The organism is Cupriavidus sp. 01L43, from assembly GCF_056399925.1.
Genome location: NZ_JBFTSH010000008.1, coordinates 228,213 through 243,548, shown reverse-complemented (window position 1 = coordinate 243,548; position 15,336 = coordinate 228,213). Strand labels below are relative to the sequence as shown.

At 68.5% G+C, this 15,336-nt stretch carries 15 protein-coding genes; 6 read left to right on the top strand and 9 right to left on the bottom strand.

The features are described 5' to 3' along the window. Entirely contained in the window at window positions 1-705 is a 705-nt protein-coding gene (locus AC1DP9_RS16080; RefSeq protein ID WP_477107874.1) for a TetR/AcrR family transcriptional regulator, read from the bottom strand. Between the two features lie 200 nt (window positions 706-905). Here AC1DP9_RS16080 and AC1DP9_RS16075 point away from each other — a divergent pair, with 200 nt between their 5' ends. Continuing rightward, window positions 906-2,264 (top strand): carbohydrate porin, encoded by a 1,359-nt coding sequence (locus AC1DP9_RS16075; RefSeq protein ID WP_477107873.1) that lies wholly within the window; start codon window positions 906-908, stop codon window positions 2,262-2,264. Window positions 2,265-2,277: 13 nt separating this feature from the next. Here the strand turns inward: AC1DP9_RS16075 and queF are convergent, their stop codons facing one another. Next, window positions 2,278-3,111: an NADPH-dependent 7-cyano-7-deazaguanine reductase QueF gene (queF, locus tag AC1DP9_RS16070; RefSeq protein ID WP_092291773.1), complete on the bottom strand. Its 834-nt coding sequence runs from the start codon at window positions 3,109-3,111 to the stop codon at window positions 2,278-2,280. A 10-nt stretch (window positions 3,112-3,121) separates the two neighbouring features. Further along, entirely contained in the window at window positions 3,122-4,711 is a 1,590-nt protein-coding gene (gene ilvA / locus AC1DP9_RS16065) for a threonine ammonia-lyase, biosynthetic (RefSeq protein ID WP_454756797.1), read from the bottom strand. A gap of 251 nt (window positions 4,712-4,962) precedes the next feature. Here ilvA and otsB point away from each other — a divergent pair, with 251 nt between their 5' ends. From otsB to AC1DP9_RS16050, 3 genes are all read left to right on the top strand, one after another. Then, window positions 4,963-5,763 (top strand): trehalose-phosphatase, encoded by an 801-nt coding sequence (otsB, locus tag AC1DP9_RS16060; RefSeq protein ID WP_477107872.1) that lies wholly within the window; start codon window positions 4,963-4,965, stop codon window positions 5,761-5,763. A gap of 128 nt (window positions 5,764-5,891) precedes the next feature. Beyond that, window positions 5,892-7,649 carry a glycoside hydrolase family 15 protein gene (locus AC1DP9_RS16055; RefSeq protein WP_477107890.1) on the top strand — a complete coding sequence of 586 codons (1,758 nt, stop codon included), beginning with the start codon at window positions 5,892-5,894 and terminating at the stop codon, window positions 7,647-7,649. A 31-nt stretch (window positions 7,650-7,680) separates the two neighbouring features. Continuing rightward, window positions 7,681-9,075, top strand: coding sequence for an alpha,alpha-trehalose-phosphate synthase (UDP-forming) (locus AC1DP9_RS16050; RefSeq protein ID WP_092291779.1), 1,395 nt, complete (start codon window positions 7,681-7,683; stop codon window positions 9,073-9,075). Between the two features lie 20 nt (window positions 9,076-9,095). Here the strand turns inward: AC1DP9_RS16050 and AC1DP9_RS16045 are convergent, their stop codons facing one another. Genes AC1DP9_RS16045 through AC1DP9_RS16025 form a run of 5 tightly spaced genes read right to left on the bottom strand, consistent with a single transcriptional unit; the run spans window position 9,096 to window position 13,422 of the window. Further along, entirely contained in the window at window positions 9,096-9,713 is a 618-nt protein-coding gene (locus AC1DP9_RS16045; protein ID WP_144203130.1) for a nucleotidyltransferase family protein, read from the bottom strand. Continuing rightward, complete coding sequence (locus AC1DP9_RS16040; RefSeq protein WP_092291783.1) at window positions 9,710-10,765, bottom strand: XdhC family protein; 1,056 nt, start codon at window positions 10,763-10,765, stop codon at window positions 9,710-9,712. The genes AC1DP9_RS16045 and AC1DP9_RS16040 overlap by 4 nt, the downstream gene beginning before the upstream one ends. Continuing rightward, the gene (locus AC1DP9_RS16035) at window positions 10,738-11,301 is read right to left on the bottom strand and encodes an SRPBCC family protein (protein ID WP_441591658.1); all 564 of its coding nucleotides are present in this window, start codon (window positions 11,299-11,301) and stop codon (window positions 10,738-10,740) included. The genes AC1DP9_RS16040 and AC1DP9_RS16035 overlap by 28 nt, the downstream gene beginning before the upstream one ends. Continuing rightward, window positions 11,292-12,521 carry a vWA domain-containing protein gene (locus tag AC1DP9_RS16030; RefSeq protein WP_477107871.1) on the bottom strand — a complete coding sequence of 410 codons (1,230 nt, stop codon included), beginning with the start codon at window positions 12,519-12,521 and terminating at the stop codon, window positions 11,292-11,294. Before AC1DP9_RS16030 ends, AC1DP9_RS16035 begins: the two co-directional genes overlap by 10 nt. Before the next feature lie 4 nt (window positions 12,522-12,525). Further along, on the bottom strand, window positions 12,526-13,422 hold the full coding sequence (locus AC1DP9_RS16025; protein WP_092291789.1) for an AAA family ATPase: 897 nt from the start codon (window positions 13,420-13,422) through the stop codon (window positions 12,526-12,528). 105 nt (window positions 13,423-13,527) lie between these two features. On the opposite strand from AC1DP9_RS16025, the gene AC1DP9_RS16020 reads away from it, so the two are divergent. Both AC1DP9_RS16020 and AC1DP9_RS16015 read left to right on the top strand, forming a co-directional pair. Next, window positions 13,528-13,962: a T6SS amidase immunity protein Tai4 family protein gene (locus AC1DP9_RS16020; RefSeq protein WP_218158019.1), complete on the top strand. Its 435-nt coding sequence runs from the start codon at window positions 13,528-13,530 to the stop codon at window positions 13,960-13,962. Further along, entirely contained in the window at window positions 13,959-14,468 is a 510-nt protein-coding gene (locus tag AC1DP9_RS16015; RefSeq protein WP_477107870.1) for a T6SS effector amidase Tae4 family protein, read from the top strand. Before AC1DP9_RS16020 ends, AC1DP9_RS16015 begins: the two co-directional genes overlap by 4 nt. Window positions 14,469-14,519: 51 nt before the next feature. Here the strand turns inward: AC1DP9_RS16015 and AC1DP9_RS16010 are convergent, their stop codons facing one another. Then, a complete protein-coding gene (locus tag AC1DP9_RS16010; protein WP_441591663.1) occupies window positions 14,520-15,320 on the bottom strand; it encodes an FAD binding domain-containing protein in 801 nt (266 codons plus the stop codon). Between the last annotated feature and the right edge of the window lie 16 nt (window positions 15,321-15,336).

Sequence of the window (15,336 nt, the reverse complement as noted above, 5' to 3'; positions counted from 1 at the left end):
TTAGGTCGACGAGGGGGATGCAGGTGCGGACAGCCCGTGGGCCAGCAGGGCGGTCACGTGGCGCACCAGCGTGTCGGTGTCGATGGCTTCCGCGCCGGGCAGGCGCTGCCAGATATGGGTGGTGGCCAGCGGCAGCAGCGTGAGGCCGATCAGCGAGACCATGACCAGCGCCGGCTCCAGGCCAGGATTGAGCTGGCCGCGCGCCTGCGCCGCCATCAACGGGCCGGTGATCAGCGTGGCGCGCTGCATGGCCACGCGCTGCACCAGCCGTTCGCGCAACTGGCCCTCGGCGCCGACGATCTCGCGGATCCACAGCCCCGGGAACCACGGCGTGGCCGACGCCACCCGGATCAGCCGCCCCGCCAGGCCCTGGATCAGCGTGCCGACATCGGGTGGCGACCCCTCGCCGGCGGGCGGGGCGCCGCTGAAGACCTGATCGACCAGCGGCAGCAGCCGTTCCTCGAACACGGCTTCCAGCAGTTGCTCGCGCTCGCGGAAGTAATAGTGGACCAGCGCCGGGGTCACGCCGGCTTCGGCGGCGATTGCCTTGGTCGATGTGGCGGCTACGCCATGCCGGGCGAACAGGGTTACGGCCGCCTCGATCAGGCGGTCGCGCTGGCCGGCATCGGCGCGGGCGGCGGGGCGCCCCGGGCGCCGGGCGTCAGGGCTGGGTGTGGATGTTGGGGATGGTGGCTTGGTCGGCATGGGCGTGGCACTTCGTATCGGCTGAATATTAATTTTCGAATTAATTAATTCAAGGCGCGTTACAAAGTCGCCGGATGGGGGAACCGTGCCTTTCTTGTTGCGTTGCAGCAATCGCGGTAGACACGTCAGAAGCGGTTGGCTATGCTTCGCGCCAGTCTCGGATGGCCGCTGTGGCGCATCCGTCCCAGCCGAATTTCCCGATGCCGCGTTTCCGACTGATGGCCTGCGCCGGCCTTGCCTGGGCGATGCTGGCCACTGCGCCGGCCGCGTTCGCCCAGGACGCCGCCGCCGCCCCTGTTGCCGCTGCCGAGCCCGACACCGAAAGCCCGTTCGCCATCCACGGGCAGACCACCTATATCTGGCAGCGCAAGCCGTCCTTCGGCGCCGCGTACTCGGGCGAGAACAGCCTGACCACCGAGCGCGCCAAGAGCTACTCGTTCACGGGCACGCTCGACCTTGGCCTGCGGCTGTGGCAGGGCGCCGAGTTCCATTTCAACCCGGAAGTGGCGCAGGGCGTGCCGTTCTCGGACCTGCATGGCCTGGGTGGGCTGTCCAACGGGGAGCTGGCCAAGACGGCCAGCACCAGCCCGAAGTTCTATCGCGCGCGCGCCTTTATCCGCCAGACCTGGGGCCTGGGCGGCGGGGACGAAAAACTCGAATCGGATTTCAACCAGTTCGCCCGCACCGTGGACAAGCGCCGCGTGGTGCTGACCGCCGGCAACTTCGGCGTGATCGACGTATTCGACCAGAACCCCTACGGCTCGGACCCCCGCACGCAGTTCATGAACTGGTCGTTCATGACGCACGGCTCGTTCGACTATCCGGCCGATTCGCGCGGCTATAACTGGGGCGCGGCGCTGGAGTACATTGGCGATGGCTGGTCGGCGCGCTTCGGCCACTTCCTGCTGCCGCTGGAGTCGAACGGGCGCGAGCTGGACACGCGGCTGTTCGAGCACTACGGCGACGTCCTCGAGCTGGAAAAGCGCTACACGCTGGCCGGCCGCCCGGGGCAGGCGCGGCTGCTGCTGTGGCGGAACAAGGCCAGTATGGGGTCGTTCAACGACGCCATCGCTTATGGGCAGGCCAATGGGGTGACGCCGGACCTCGCCGCCGTGCGGCGCGAGCACAGCAAGCTCGGCATCGGCGTGGCGATGGTGCAGGAGGTGACCGATGCGTTGGGGGTGTTCTTCCGCGCCAATATGTCGGACGACAAGACCGAGACCTACGCCTTCACCGAGATCGGCCGGCAGGTGGCCGGCGGCGGCACGCTGAAAGGCAAGGCCTGGGGGCGGCCCAATGACGAGGTGGGCGTGGCGGTGGCGGCGAACATGCTCGGCTCATCGCACCGCAACTACCTGGCGGCGGGCGGCCTGGGCGCGTTCCTGGGCGATGGCGCGCTGCGCTACGGCCCGGAGCAAGTGTTCGAGATTTATTACAGTTTCGCGGTCTGGAAGACCCTGAGCCTGAGCCCGGACTTCCAGTACATCCGCAATCCCGGCTACAACCGGGATCGCGGACCCGCCAAGTTCTACGGCATCCGCGCGCACGCGGAGTTCTGACTGGCGGCTTGCCTTACTGGCGCGCGTTGCGCCGGTTGTCCGGCCACGGCGTGTTGAAGTTGGTGCGGAACGGGTTGATGTCCAGCCCGCCGCGCCGGGTGTAGCGCGCATAGACGGCCAGCTTCACCGGTTTGCACATGCGCAGCACGTCCGCGAAGATCCGCTCCACGCACTGCTCGTGGAACTCGTTGTGGTTGCGGAACGAGATCAGGTACTTGAGCAGCCCTTCCTGGTCGATCGGCGCACCCACGTAGCGGATTTGCACGCTGCCCCAGTCCGGCTGCCCGGTGACCAGGCAGTTCGACTTGAGCAGGTGCGAGACCAGCGATTCCTCCACCGGCGTCTCGTCCTGATCGGCCGACAGCAGGGTCGGGTCCGGCTCGTAGATGTCGGTCTCGATGTCCAGGCGGTCCAGCAGCAGCCCGTCCAGCTCGCCCATCTTCTGCGTGCCGAGGTCCGCTTCGGTGACCAGCCGCACCTGCACCGTGCCGCCGGTGGCCTCGGAGAGGTCGTGGTGCAGCAGTTGCTGGAGCGCCTCGGCCGAGGCGACCTTGCTCTGGTTGAACGAGTTCAGGTACAGCTTGAACGACTTCGACTCGACGATATTCGGCGTATCGGCCGGAATGATGAAGGTCGCCAGCGCCACCTGCGGCTTGCCCTTCAGGTTCAGCCAGGACACCTCGTAGGCATTCCAGATATCCACGCCGAAGAACGGCAGCGCGCGCCCTTCGGCCAGGCCGATCTCGGTGCGCTTGGGCTGCCGGGGAATCGGGAACAGCAGCGTCGGGTCGTATTCGGTCTTGTAGGCCGAGGGCTTGCCCAGCGGCGAGTGTTCGGGGAGCGTCATGATCGCGATCTCAGGACAGGAACAGCTTGTAGACCGGGTTGTCGGTCTCGTCCCAGTGTACGTAACCCAGCGTGGAAAGGAAGTCGCGGAAGGCGCGCTTCTCGTTCTTCGGCACCTGGATACCCACCAGGATGTTGGAGGCGTCGGCGCCCTGGTTCCGGTAGTGGAACAGGCTGATGTTCCAGTTCGGGCTCATGCTCGACAGGAACTTCATCAGCGCGCCCGGGCGCTCGGGGAATTCGAAGCGGAACAGCAGTTCGTCGTGCGCCAGCGGCGAGCGGCCGCCCACCATGTAGCGGATATGCTGCTTGGCCAGCTCGTTGTTGGAGAGGTCGAGTGTGTCGAAGCCATGGCGGCGGAAGTTGGCGGCGATCTTGTCGCTCTCGGCGCGGTCGGCGATCTGCACGCCCACGAAGATGTGCGCCACGCCCTGGTCGGCGATGCGGTAGTTGAACTCGGTCACGCTGCGCGTGCCTACCTGCTCGCAGAAGCGCTTGAAGCTGCCGCGCTCCTCGGGAATCGTCACGGCGAACACGGCCTCGCGGGCCTCGCCCACCTCGGCACGCTCGGCCACGAAACGCAGGCGGTCGAAGTTCATGTTGGCGCCGCAGGCAATCGCCACGAGCTGCTCGCCCTTGAGCTTCTCGCGCTCGGCGTAGCGCTTGAGGCCGGCCACGGCCAGCGCACCGGATGGCTCGAGGATGCTGCGGGTGTCCTGGAACACGTCCTTCAGGCCGGCGCAGATCTCGTCGGTGTCCACCAGGATGATCTCGTCCACCAGTTCGCGCGTGATGCGGAAGGTTTCCTTGCCCACCAGCTTCACGGCGGTGCCGTCCGCGAACAGCCCCACATCCTTCAGTTCGATGCGCTTGCCGGCTTCCACCGAGCGCTTCATCGCGTCCGAGTCGAAGGTCTGCACGCCGATCACCTTGATCTCCGGCCGCACGGCCTTGACGTAGGCCGCCACGCCCGAGATCAGCCCGCCGCCGCCAATCGCCACGAAGATGGCGTGGATCGGGCCCGGGTGCTGGCGCAGGATCTCCATGGCGATGGTGCCCTGGCCGGCGATGACTTCGGGATCGTCGAACGGGTGGATGAAGGTCAGCTTTTGCTTCAGCCCCAGTGCCGCCGCGTGCTGGTAGGCGTCGCTGTAGGACTCGCCGTGCAGCACGATCTTGACCCAGTCGCCGCCGCGTTCGCGCACCGCATCGATCTTCACCTGGGGGGTGGTCGTCGGCATCGCAATAATCGCCTTGCACTGGAGCCGCGCTGCCGACAACGCCACGCCCTGCGCGTGGTTGCCGGCGGAAGCGGCGATCACGCCACGCTTCAGCTCGTCAGGCGTCAGCGACGCCATCTTGTTGTATGCGCCGCGCAGCTTGAACGAGAACACCGGCTGGGTGTCCTCGCGCTTGAACCAGACCGCGTTGCCGGTGCGGGCCGACAGCGCGTGCGCGTAGGTCAGCTCGGTTTCCTGGGCGACGTCGTACACCTTGGCGGTGAGGATCTTGCGCAGGTAGTCGGGCGCGGCGGCGCGGGGGGCCTTGGCGGCGCGGGCTGGCTTGGCGGGTTTTGCAGTCTTGGCGGTCTTGGCGGTCATGATGGGCAGGGCAGGGGCGCGGCAGGGGCGCGGGCAAAAAAAGCCGGAAAATTCGGCGGAAACCGCCAATGATAATGGATGGCGCCCATCCGGGCGGCGCTGGCGTGACGCGGGCGGAACGTGCCCGGCAGCGCCGTGCTGGCGCGTGGTGTGCCGGCGCGGGTGCCGAATGCGCCACAGCCGGGCCGGGCCGCGATGTAGGACAGCATCGGGTGGACGCTCGTCAAACACACGTGTTACGGTTTAACGCGATGCCCCCGCTACCCCTAATCGAACCCCATACCGCGCTGTTCCTGGACTTCGACGGCACGCTGGCCGACCTTGCGCCGCGCCCTGACCTGGTGCAGGTAGAGCCGCAACTGGTTGGCACGCTGCGTGCGTTGCATACCTGCCTGGACGGCGCGCTGGCCATCGTCTCGGGCCGACCCGTGGCCGAGCTCGACCACTTCCTGCAACCGTTGCGATTGCCCGCCGCCGGGATTCACGGCGCGGAGTTCCGCAATGGCGGCGAACGGGTCGTCACGCCGCCGGCGCCCGGCATCGGTGCCTTGCTGCCGAAGCTGGAAGCGCTGGTGGCCCGTCACCCCGGCCTGCAACTGGAACGGAAATCGGTCGCCGTGGCCATCCACTACCGGCAGGTGCCGGAACTGGAGCCGCTGGTGCGGGCCGCCGTGGCCGACGTGCTGCGCGACGCCACCGGGCTGGAGGCGCTGCCCGGCAAGATGGTCGTCGAGATCAAGCCGGCCGGCGTGGACAAGGGCGATGCCATCGCCGCCTTCATGCGTTCGCCGCCGTTCGCGGGCCGCATGCCACTGTTTGCCGGCGATGACGTGACCGACGAGGCCGGTTTCGTCGTCGTGCGCGAGCTGGGCGGCGTGGGCCTGCTGGTGGGCCAGCGCGCCACCGCCGCCACGGCGGTGCTGCCCAACCCGGACGCCCTGCGGGGCTGGCTGCACGAATCGGCCCATGCGCTGACGCACTGGATGGCCACCCGCGACGCCGCGCCCCAGGCGCCCCCCATCACACCGACCCTAAGGGAGGATTTGTTGTGAACCAGCCTGCCACTGATCACACAGATGCCGCCGATGCCGCCAACGTCGGGCGACAGCCCGAGGCGCCGGCAATCAACACCGACTCGGACACCTCGTGCCGCTACGCCGACCCGTCGCTCTCGCTCGGCATGATCGGCAATTGTGGCTTCTCGGCGCTGATCGACGGCCGGGGCCGCATCGTCTGGTGCTGCATGCCGCGCTTCGACGGCGACCCGGTCTTCAACGCCCTGCTGGACCCGAGCGAGAACGCTGGCCACTGGGCCATCGAGATCGAGGACTTCCTCGAAGCCAAGCAATGGTATGAGCCGAACACGGCCATCCTGCGCACGCAGCTGATCGACAAGCACGACAACTGCCTCGAAATCACCGATTTCTGCCCGCGCTTCTTCCGCCTTGGCCGCTATTTCCGGCCGCTGACGCTGGTGCGGCGCATCCGCCCGGTGCGCGGCGCGCCGCGCGTGCGCGTGACCGTGGCGCCGCGCTTCAACTGGGGCCGCAACAAGCCGCAGATGACGCGCGGGAGCAGTCATGCGCGCTTTATCGGCGAAGACATGACGCTGCGCATGACCACGGACGCGCCGCTGGCCTACGTGCTCTCGAACACGCCGTTTCTGGTCACGCGCGGCTACAACTTCATCCTCGGCCCGGACGAGACGCTGGCGCAGGGCGTGGAGGAAACTGCGCGGGACTTCGAGCAGGAAACCACCTCCTACTGGCGGCTCTGGACGCGCCGCCTGGCGGTCCCGCGCGAGTGGCAGGAGGCGGTGATCCGCGCCGCCATCACGCTCAAGCTGTCGCTGTACGAGGAAACCGGCGCCATCGTCGCCGCCATGACCACCAGCATGCCGGAGGCGCCCGGCAGTGGCCGCAACTGGGATTACCGCTTCTGCTGGCTGCGCGACGCCTTCTTCGTGGTGCGCGCGCTGAACAGCCTGTCCGAAGTCGGCACGATGGAGGACTACCTGCGCTGGCTCTCCAACGTCGTGATGCAGTCGCAGGACGGCCATATCCAGCCGCTGTACGGCATCGGGCTGGAGCGCGAACTGCCGGAGAGCATTCTCGATCACCTGCCCGGTTATCGCGGCATGGGGCCCGTGCGCGTGGGCAACCAGGCGCAGGAGCATTTCCAGCACGATGTCTACGGCAACGTGGTGCTCGGCGCCGCGCAGGCCTTCCACGACCATCGCCTGCTGCACCGGGGCGGGCCGGCCGAGTATGCGCGGCTGGAGGAAGTCGGCGAGCAGGCCGTGCGCGTGTTCGGCACGCCGGACGCAGGTATGTGGGAGCTGCGCACCCGGGCGCGCGTGCACACCTCGTCGGCGCTGATGAGCTGGGCCGCCTGCGACCGGCTGGCCAAGGTGGGCGAGGCGCTCGGGCAGCCGGCGCGCGCCGCCTACTGGCACGACCACGCCAACCGCATGAAGAAGCAGATCCTGGACGAGTCCTGGAACGAGTCGCGCCAGGCCTTCGCGGAGAGCTTCGACGGGAAGGAACTCGACGCCAGCGTGCTGCTGATGGCCGAGGTCAACTTCATCGACCCGAAGGACCCGCGCTTCGTCTCCACGGTCAAGGCGCTGGAAGCCTCGCTCTGCGACGGCCCGTACATGCGCCGCTACGAGGCGCCCGACGACTTCGGCAAGCCCGAGACCGCGTTCAACATCTGCACGTTCTGGCGCATCGACGCGCTGGCCCGCATCGGCCGCCGCGACGAGGCGCGCGAGATCTTCGAGGCCATGCTGGCCTCGCGCAACCCGCTGGGGCTGCTCTCGGAAGACACACACCCGGTCACCGGAGAGATGTGGGGCAATTTCCCCCAGACCTATTCGATGGTCGGCCTGATCAACGGCGCCATGCGGCTATCTGCCCCGTGGGATTCGGTGATCTGACGACAGGATTGGCAACAACAAGAAGCGATCTATGGGAAGACTTGTAGCGGTATCGAACCGGGTCGCCGATCCGCGCAACCACGCGGCGGGCGGCCTGGCCGTGGCGCTCTCGGAGGCGCTGAGCAAGACCGGCGGCCTGTGGTTCGGCTGGAGCGGTCGCGCGGTGGAACCCAGCCACGGCGGCACACCGGGCGAGGGCGAGCTGCACATCTCGCAGGCCGGCAACGTGACGCTGGCCACGGTGGACCTGAGCCGGGAAGACTACGACGCCTACTACCTGGGCTACAGCAACGGCGTGCTCTGGCCGGTGTTCCACTACCGGCTCGATCTGGCCGACTTCGACGCGGGCGGCAACCTGAACGCCTACCGGCGCGTGAACCAGCTGTTCGCGCGCAAGCTGGCGCCGCTGCTCAAGCCGGACGACGTGATCTGGATCCACGACTACCACCTGATCCCGCTCGCGGCGGAGCTGCGCGCCATCGGCTGCAGCCAGCGCATCGGCTTCTTCCTCCATATTCCGCTGCCACCGCCGCTGATCCTCGCGGCCATCCCGCAGCACGAGTGGCTGATGCGGGCGCTGTTCGCCTACGACCTGCTGGGCTTCCAGAGCCAGGCCGATCTTGACCACTTCTCCCGCTACGTGCAGGGCGAGGCCAGCGCCGAGCCGATGGGCGAGTACCGCTTCCGCGCCTTCCACCGCACGGTGCGCGCGCAGGCGTTCCCGATCGGCATCGACGTGGACGAGTTCATCGACCTGGGCCGCGGCGACGAGGCGCGCGAGACCTACGAGATGATGCGCCACCAGTACGCGCGGCGCCGGCTGCTGCTCGGCATCGACCGGCTCGACTATTCGAAGGGGCTGCCGCAGCGGCTCAAGGCGTTCCAGGTCTTGCTGGCGGAGTACCCCGAGAACCGCTCCAGCGCCACGCTGATCCAGATCGCGGCGCCCTCGCGCGAATCGGTCGATGCCTACGCCGACCTGCGGCGCGACATGGAGGGCATCACCGGGGCGATCAACAGCGAGTATGGGGAACTGGACTGGATGCCGGTGCGCTACATCCACCGCTCCACCTCGCGCCGCCGGCTGCCGGGGCTGTGCCGCGCCAGCAGCGTGGCGCTGGTCACGCCGCTGCGCGACGGGATGAACCTCGTGGCGAAGGAGTACATCGCCGCGCAGGACCCGGAGGATCCGGGCGTGCTGGTGCTGTCCCGCTTTGCCGGCGCGGCGGAGCAACTCAAGGAAGCGCTGCTGGTGAACCCCTACGACACGCGCGCCACGGCGCAGGCGGTGCAGCAGGCGCTGCACATGCCGCTGGCGGAACGGCGGGCGCGGCATGAAAAGCTGCTCGAGCGCATCCGCCAGCAGGACGTGCACTGGTGGAGCCGGGAATACCTGCGGACGCTGATGGAGACCGAGGGCGGTTGAGCCGCCGCCCGCCGGCTTGGTTACTTGCCGCGCGGGGCCAGGTCGCCCGGTGTGTCGATGTCCCGGAACGGGCCGTCGTCCTCGGTCAGGATGCGGGTGACCGGCTGGTCGGTCAGCAAGGCGCGTGCGCCTTCGTCGCCGTCCAGCTTCAGCAGGGCATCGCGCCAGGCGGCGCCGAAGCCGACCGGGTGGCCGCGCTTGCCGTCGCGCCACGGCGCGGCGATGGTTTCCGGCGTGGTGATGGTCAGCGCCACGGCGCGGACCAGCTCCATCGGCAGCCACGGCATGTCCGCCAGCGCCACCACCCAGCCGCGTGCCTCGGCAGTCGCCGCCACACCGGCGCGCAGCGCCACGCCCATGCCGGCCTCGGCATCGGGCGCCTCCACCACGCGGCAGCCGCCGCGCCGCAGTTCTTCGGCCAGGGCCGCGTTGCCGGGCCGCACTACCGCAATCGAATTCGGCAGGGCCGCCGCCAGCGTGCGCGCGCTGCGCCACGCCACGGTGCGGCCATCGGGCAGTACCTCCAGCAACTTGTTGCGCGTGCCGGTGGCATCGAAACGCTTGCCGAAACCAGCGGCGAGCAGGATGCCGACCGGCAGGTCGGTCGGCGTGAGCGGGGCGCGTGCGGGCTTCTTCATGATTGCGTGGCCGTCGCCGTGGCCGTGGCGGGCAGCACAGGACATTCCGCCTCGCCCGCCGCGATCTCGCGTGCGGCCTTGGCACCTTCCACCTGGAGGATGTCCGGCAGCGAAACGTGGTTCTTGGCGGCGATGACCTCGGCCAGGATCGAGATGGCAATCTCGGGCGGCGTGCGGCTGCCGATATAGATGCCGACCGGGCCGTGCAGCCGCGCCAACTGGAGTTCGGTCAGGTCGAACTCCTTGAGGCGCTCGCGGCGCGCATGGTTGTTGCGGCGCGAGCCGAGCGCGCCCACGTAGAAGGCAGGCGTGCGCAGCGCCTCCATCAGCGCCAGGTCGTCGAGCTTGGGGTCGTGCGTGAGCGCGATCACCGCGCTGCGCTCGTCGAGCTTCATGTCCATGACGGTGTCGTCGGGCATCGTGCGTACCATCGCCACGCCGGGGATGTCCCACGTCTCGGTGTATTCCTCGCGCGGGTCGCAGACGGTGACATGGAAGCCCAGCCCCACGGCGATCTGGCACAGGTACTTCGATAACTGCCCGGCGCCGATCACCAGCATGCGGTAGCGCGGCCCGTGGATGGTCAGCAGCTTGTCACCGTCGAACGCCAGGCCGTCCGTGGCCTGGGCGGGGCCGAGCGTGGCGGCGCCGGTGGCCAGGTCGAGCGTGCGCGCGACCAGCCGGCCGCTCTCCACGGCGTCGAGCAGGTCGGCGATGCCGCTGGCGGCCTTGAGCGGCTCCGCCACCAGTTCGATGGTGCCGCCGCAGGGCAGGCCGAAGCGGTGGGCTTCCTCGGCGCTGATGCCGTACTTGATCGCCTCCGGGCGGCTGGCGTGGATGCCCTCGCGCCGCACGCGGTCGATGATGTCGTCCTCGATGCACCCGCCCGAGACCGAACCGACCACAAGGCCGTCATCGCGCACGGCCAGCATCGCGCCTTCGGGGCGGGGCGACGAGCCCCAGGTTCTGACCACCGTCACCAGCAATACCCCGTGGCCTTCCTGTTGCCACCGCACGCTGCTCTTCAGGACTTCGAGATCCACGCTGTCCATGATCGTTTCCGCTTCTCGCTACCTTGTTGCTCATCGCCGCCGTCCGCTTGCGCGGCGTCGGCTTCCTCGTTGACGTCCTGGCCTTCGGCTTCCTTGCCGCCGCTCACCGCCTCGGTGAAGCGCGTGAAGAAGGCCTCGGCCAGCTTGCGCGCGGCGCCATCCACCAGCCGCGAGCCGATCTGCGCGATCTTGCCGCCCACCTGGGCGTGCACCACATAGGTCAGGTCGGTCTCGTCGCCTTGATCCACCAGTGAAACATGGGCGGTGCCCTTGCCGAAGCCGGCCGCGCCGCCTTGCCCATCGAACTGGATCGTATAGCTTTCCGGCGCCTGGATGTCCGTCAGCGCCATGCGGCCCTTGAAGCGCGCCTTGACCGGCCCCACCGCGGCGGTCATCGCCAGCAGGTAGGCGTTTTCGCCATCGGGCTCGATGCTCTCACATCCCGGAATACATTGCTTGAGGACGTCCGTGTCGTTCAGGGCTCCCCATGCCACGTCGCGGGGCACGGGCAGGCGCTGGGTCTGGGTCATCTCCATGGGGGGCTTCCTTTGGGGGTTGGGATGAAGGGCCGGCGCGCGTCGTCCGCGAGCAGGGATTCGAGCGCGAACAGGCTGTCGAGGTTGTGCGCGGGGCGCAGGGCGTCCACGTGCGGCAGGATGGCCTGCATGCCGCGCGCCTGCGGCGAGAAGCCGGCGTAGCGCAGCAGCGGATTGAGCCAGATGATGCGGTGCGCAAAACGGCGCAGGCGCGCCATCTCGGCGTCGAGCAGGTCGATGTGTTCGAGGTCGATGCCGTCGCTGACCAGCAGCACTGTGGCGCGGCCGGACAGCGTGCGGCGTGCCCACTGGCGGTTGAACTGCGCCAGCGCCGCGCCGATGCGCGTGCCGCCGGCCCAGTCGCGCACCTGGCCGGTGATCAGGTCGACGGCTTCGTCGGGATCGCGCTCGCGCAGCGCCCGCGTGACGTTGGTCAGCCGGGTGCCGAACAGGAACACGTGCATGCGCTCGCGCGACTGCATCAGCGCGTGGCAGAAGTACAGCACCGCGCGCGAGTACTGGCTCATCGAGCCCGAGATGTCGAGCAGCAGCACCACCGGCGGCTTGCGCTCGGCGTGCTTGCGGTATTTCCAGCGCAGCCATTCGCCATGCTGGCGCACGGCCAGCCGCGCGCTGGCGCGCAGGTCGGCGTGGGTGCCGCAGGTAGCCGCTCGCAGCCGGCGCGTGCGCTGGAGCGCCAGGTGGGCACGCCGCGTACGCACGAGGTGCTGGAGCGCGCGCCATTCCTCGGCGGTCAGCGTCTCGAAATCGCGCTGGGCCAGCCGCTCCTGATCGGAAAACGTCAGCGGGGCGGTGAAGCGCTCCTCGCGGGCGGGCTGGCCGGGGGACGGAGGCGGCGGCTGGCGCGCGGCAAGCGCATCGGCGAGCCGGTTGCTGCGCTTGGGCGGCGGCGCGCCGGCATCGACGCGCGGCAGCAGCATCGCGCGCATCTTGCCTTCCCAGTCCGGGTCGCGCCAGAACAGGTCGAAGGCGGCATCGAACAGTGGACGCTGGTCGGGGCCGGACAGCACCAGCGCGGCCAGCGCGGCACGCACCTCGCCGCGCGCGCCAATGTCGATATGGCGCAGGGCGTCGAGCGCATCCACGGCGTGGGCTGGCGACAGCCCGAAGCCGGCATCGCGCAGCAGCCGCATGAAATGCGTGACGTTGCGCGCGAGCATGGGGAGGGCCGGGGTGGGGTGCGGCATGGGGTGCGGCATGGCGCTAGCGCTCCGGCGGGGCGCCAGCGAGCAGTTCGGCCACCGTGGGGCCATCGGCGCGGGCGAGGTCGTCCTGGTATTTCAGCAGCACGCCCAGCGTGTCGCGTACCGACTGCGGGTCCAGTTCGGTCACGCCCAGCGCGGCCAGCGCGCGGCACCAGTCGATGGCCTCGGCGATGCCGGGCGCCTTGAACAGGTCGATGCCGCGCAACCGATGGACGAAGTCGATCGCCTGATGCTGCAGCGCCGCGGCCGCCTCGGGCGCGCGGGCGGCCACGATCTCCAGCTCGCGCTGGCGGTCCGGGTAGCCCATCCACTGGTAGAGGCAGCGCCGCTTGAGCGCGTCGTGCACCTCGCGCGTGCGGTTGGAAGTGACCACGATCAGCGGCGGCCGCTCGGCCCGCACGACGCCGATCTCCGGAATCGACACCTGGTATTCGGACAGCACTTCGAGCAGGAAGGCTTCGAACGGCTCGTCGGCCCGGTCGATCTCATCGATCAGCAGCACGCGCGGCACGCCCGGCGCGGCAGGGTCCGGCAGCAGAGCTTCGAGCAGCGGGCGCTTGAGCAGGAAATCGTCGTGATAGAGCGACTGCTGCTCGGGCCGCTCGCCACGCGCCTCCGCCAGCCGCAGCGCCATGATCTGGCGCGGGTAATCCCATTCGTAAAGCGCGCTGGCGGCATCGAGCCCTTCGTAGCACTGCAGCCGCAGCAGCCGCGTCCCGAGCGCCGCCGCCATGGCCTGCGCGAGCGCGGTCTTGCCCACGCCGGGCTCGCCCTCCAGGAACAGCGGGCGCTGCATGCGCAGGGCGAGATAAAGCACGGTCGCCGTCTCGCGGTCGGCGAAGTACTGCTGGCGGTGCAGCAGGGCGGCGGTGTCGTCGATGGAGGCGGGGAGCATGGGTTCAATTTAGTCGATTTACGATTTTCATGGGCAGAAGAAGGCGGTAGAAGCGCCTCTGGTGCGTGATGTCATGCACTGCAACCGCTCTTCCTGGAGACACTCATGCTTCGAATCCGTTGGCTCATGCTGGCTTCGTGCGCGGCCTGGGCCCTAACCGCGAATGCCAAGGCGCCCGACACGCACGCGTCCGACGCGCAGGGTCGAACGTACGGCCAGAATTACAAGGACATGGTGCTGGCGCGCTGCATCGCCAGGGCATACGAGGGCGACGCAGCCGCATCGGCAGACGCCGGCCAGACGGCGGATGAACTGAGCGCATCCCTCTACTACGACATGGCATCAAGTATTGATGCGATCCCGCCCCTCGTCGACCAGTTCCTGGCACGCGACTACCGCAATCCACGGCTGAAGGCCCATTCCATGGGCCAGCAATTTCGTCTGTTGAAGTGCCTGGACCTCTATCACAGCAGGGCGCTTCAGGATCAGGTCAAGCGCCACGTCCCGAGGCCGAACCAGACCCACCGACAGGAGCCATGATGACGAGACCTTCCTTTCATGCGGCATGGGCTGCGGCCAATCGCATCTACGATCCCTCCAATTCCTCTGTGCGCGTGGCGAACGTCATTGGCGGTATGGTGAAGCGCAACATCCTGCACCCGGATCCGAAGCAACGTTGGGAGAACACCTGCGCCGTGCGCATCAGTTATGTCCTAAACCAAACTGGCGCACGAATCCCATTTGTCAAGAAGGAAACCGTCTCCGGCGCCGATGGCAGCTGGTACTTCTATCGCATCGAGAGGGTGCTCGACTACCTCAAGGTGCGATGGGGCCGGCCGGAAGTGGTCGCATCCGCCTTCCCACGGCGGCGCGTTGGCCGGACAACAAGGGTTACTGGTGTTCGAAATATCGGGCTGGACGGACGCCAAGGGACACGCCACCTTATGGGACGGCACCCACTGCTACGACAAGTGTTACTTCAACAGCGCCGCCGCGACCTATCGGACCGACCGCGCCAACTTCTGGCGCCTGCCATAGCCGGATAGGGCAGGCTGTTGGCTCCCCATCCCGGATGGATGGGGGGCCACAGCCTAGCATCACCCCTTCAACGCCTGCTCCACCGCCCTTGCTGTCAGCACCGGAATCAGATGCGCGCGGTATGCCGCTGACGCGTGCAGATCCGTGTTGAGCCGGGCGGCGTCCACCTTTACCGCGCGGGCGGCGGCGGGGGTGAAGCTGGCGGTCAGGGCCTGTTCCAGGTCGGGGGCGCGGTACACGCTGTCCGCCGCGCCGGTGATGGCCACGCGCACCAGCTTGCCGGTGCGCGCCACCATCACGCCGACCAGCGCGAAGCGCGAGGCCGGGTTGCGGAACTTGATGTAGGCGGCCTGGTCCGGGGTGGGGAAGCGGACCGCCGTGATCAGCTCGTCGGGCGCGAGCGCCGTTTCATAGAGCCCCTTGAAGAAGCTGTCGGCGGCGATGTTGCGCCGGTCGGTGACCACGGTGGCGTTAAGGCCGAGCACGGCGGCGGGGTAGTCGGCGCCGGGGTCGTCGTTGGCCAGCGAGCCGCCGATGGTGCCCATCGCCCGTACCTGGCGGTCGCCGATGCCATTGGCCATGGCCGCCAGCGCCGGGATGCGGCGCATGACTTCCGCATGGGCGGCCACGTCGGCGTGACGCGCGGCGGCGCCGATCACCAACTCGTCGCCCTCCACGCGGATGTCCGCCATGCCCGGGATGCGCGACACGTCCACCAGCATGCTGGGTGCCGCGAGCCGCAGCTTCATCGCCGCGAGCAGGCTCTGGCCGCCGCCCAGGAACTTGGCGTCGGCGTCGGCCTGGAGCTTGGCCACGGCGGCCTTGGCATCCGTGGCGCGTTCGAACTGGAATGCGTACATGATGTCTTCCTCCCGA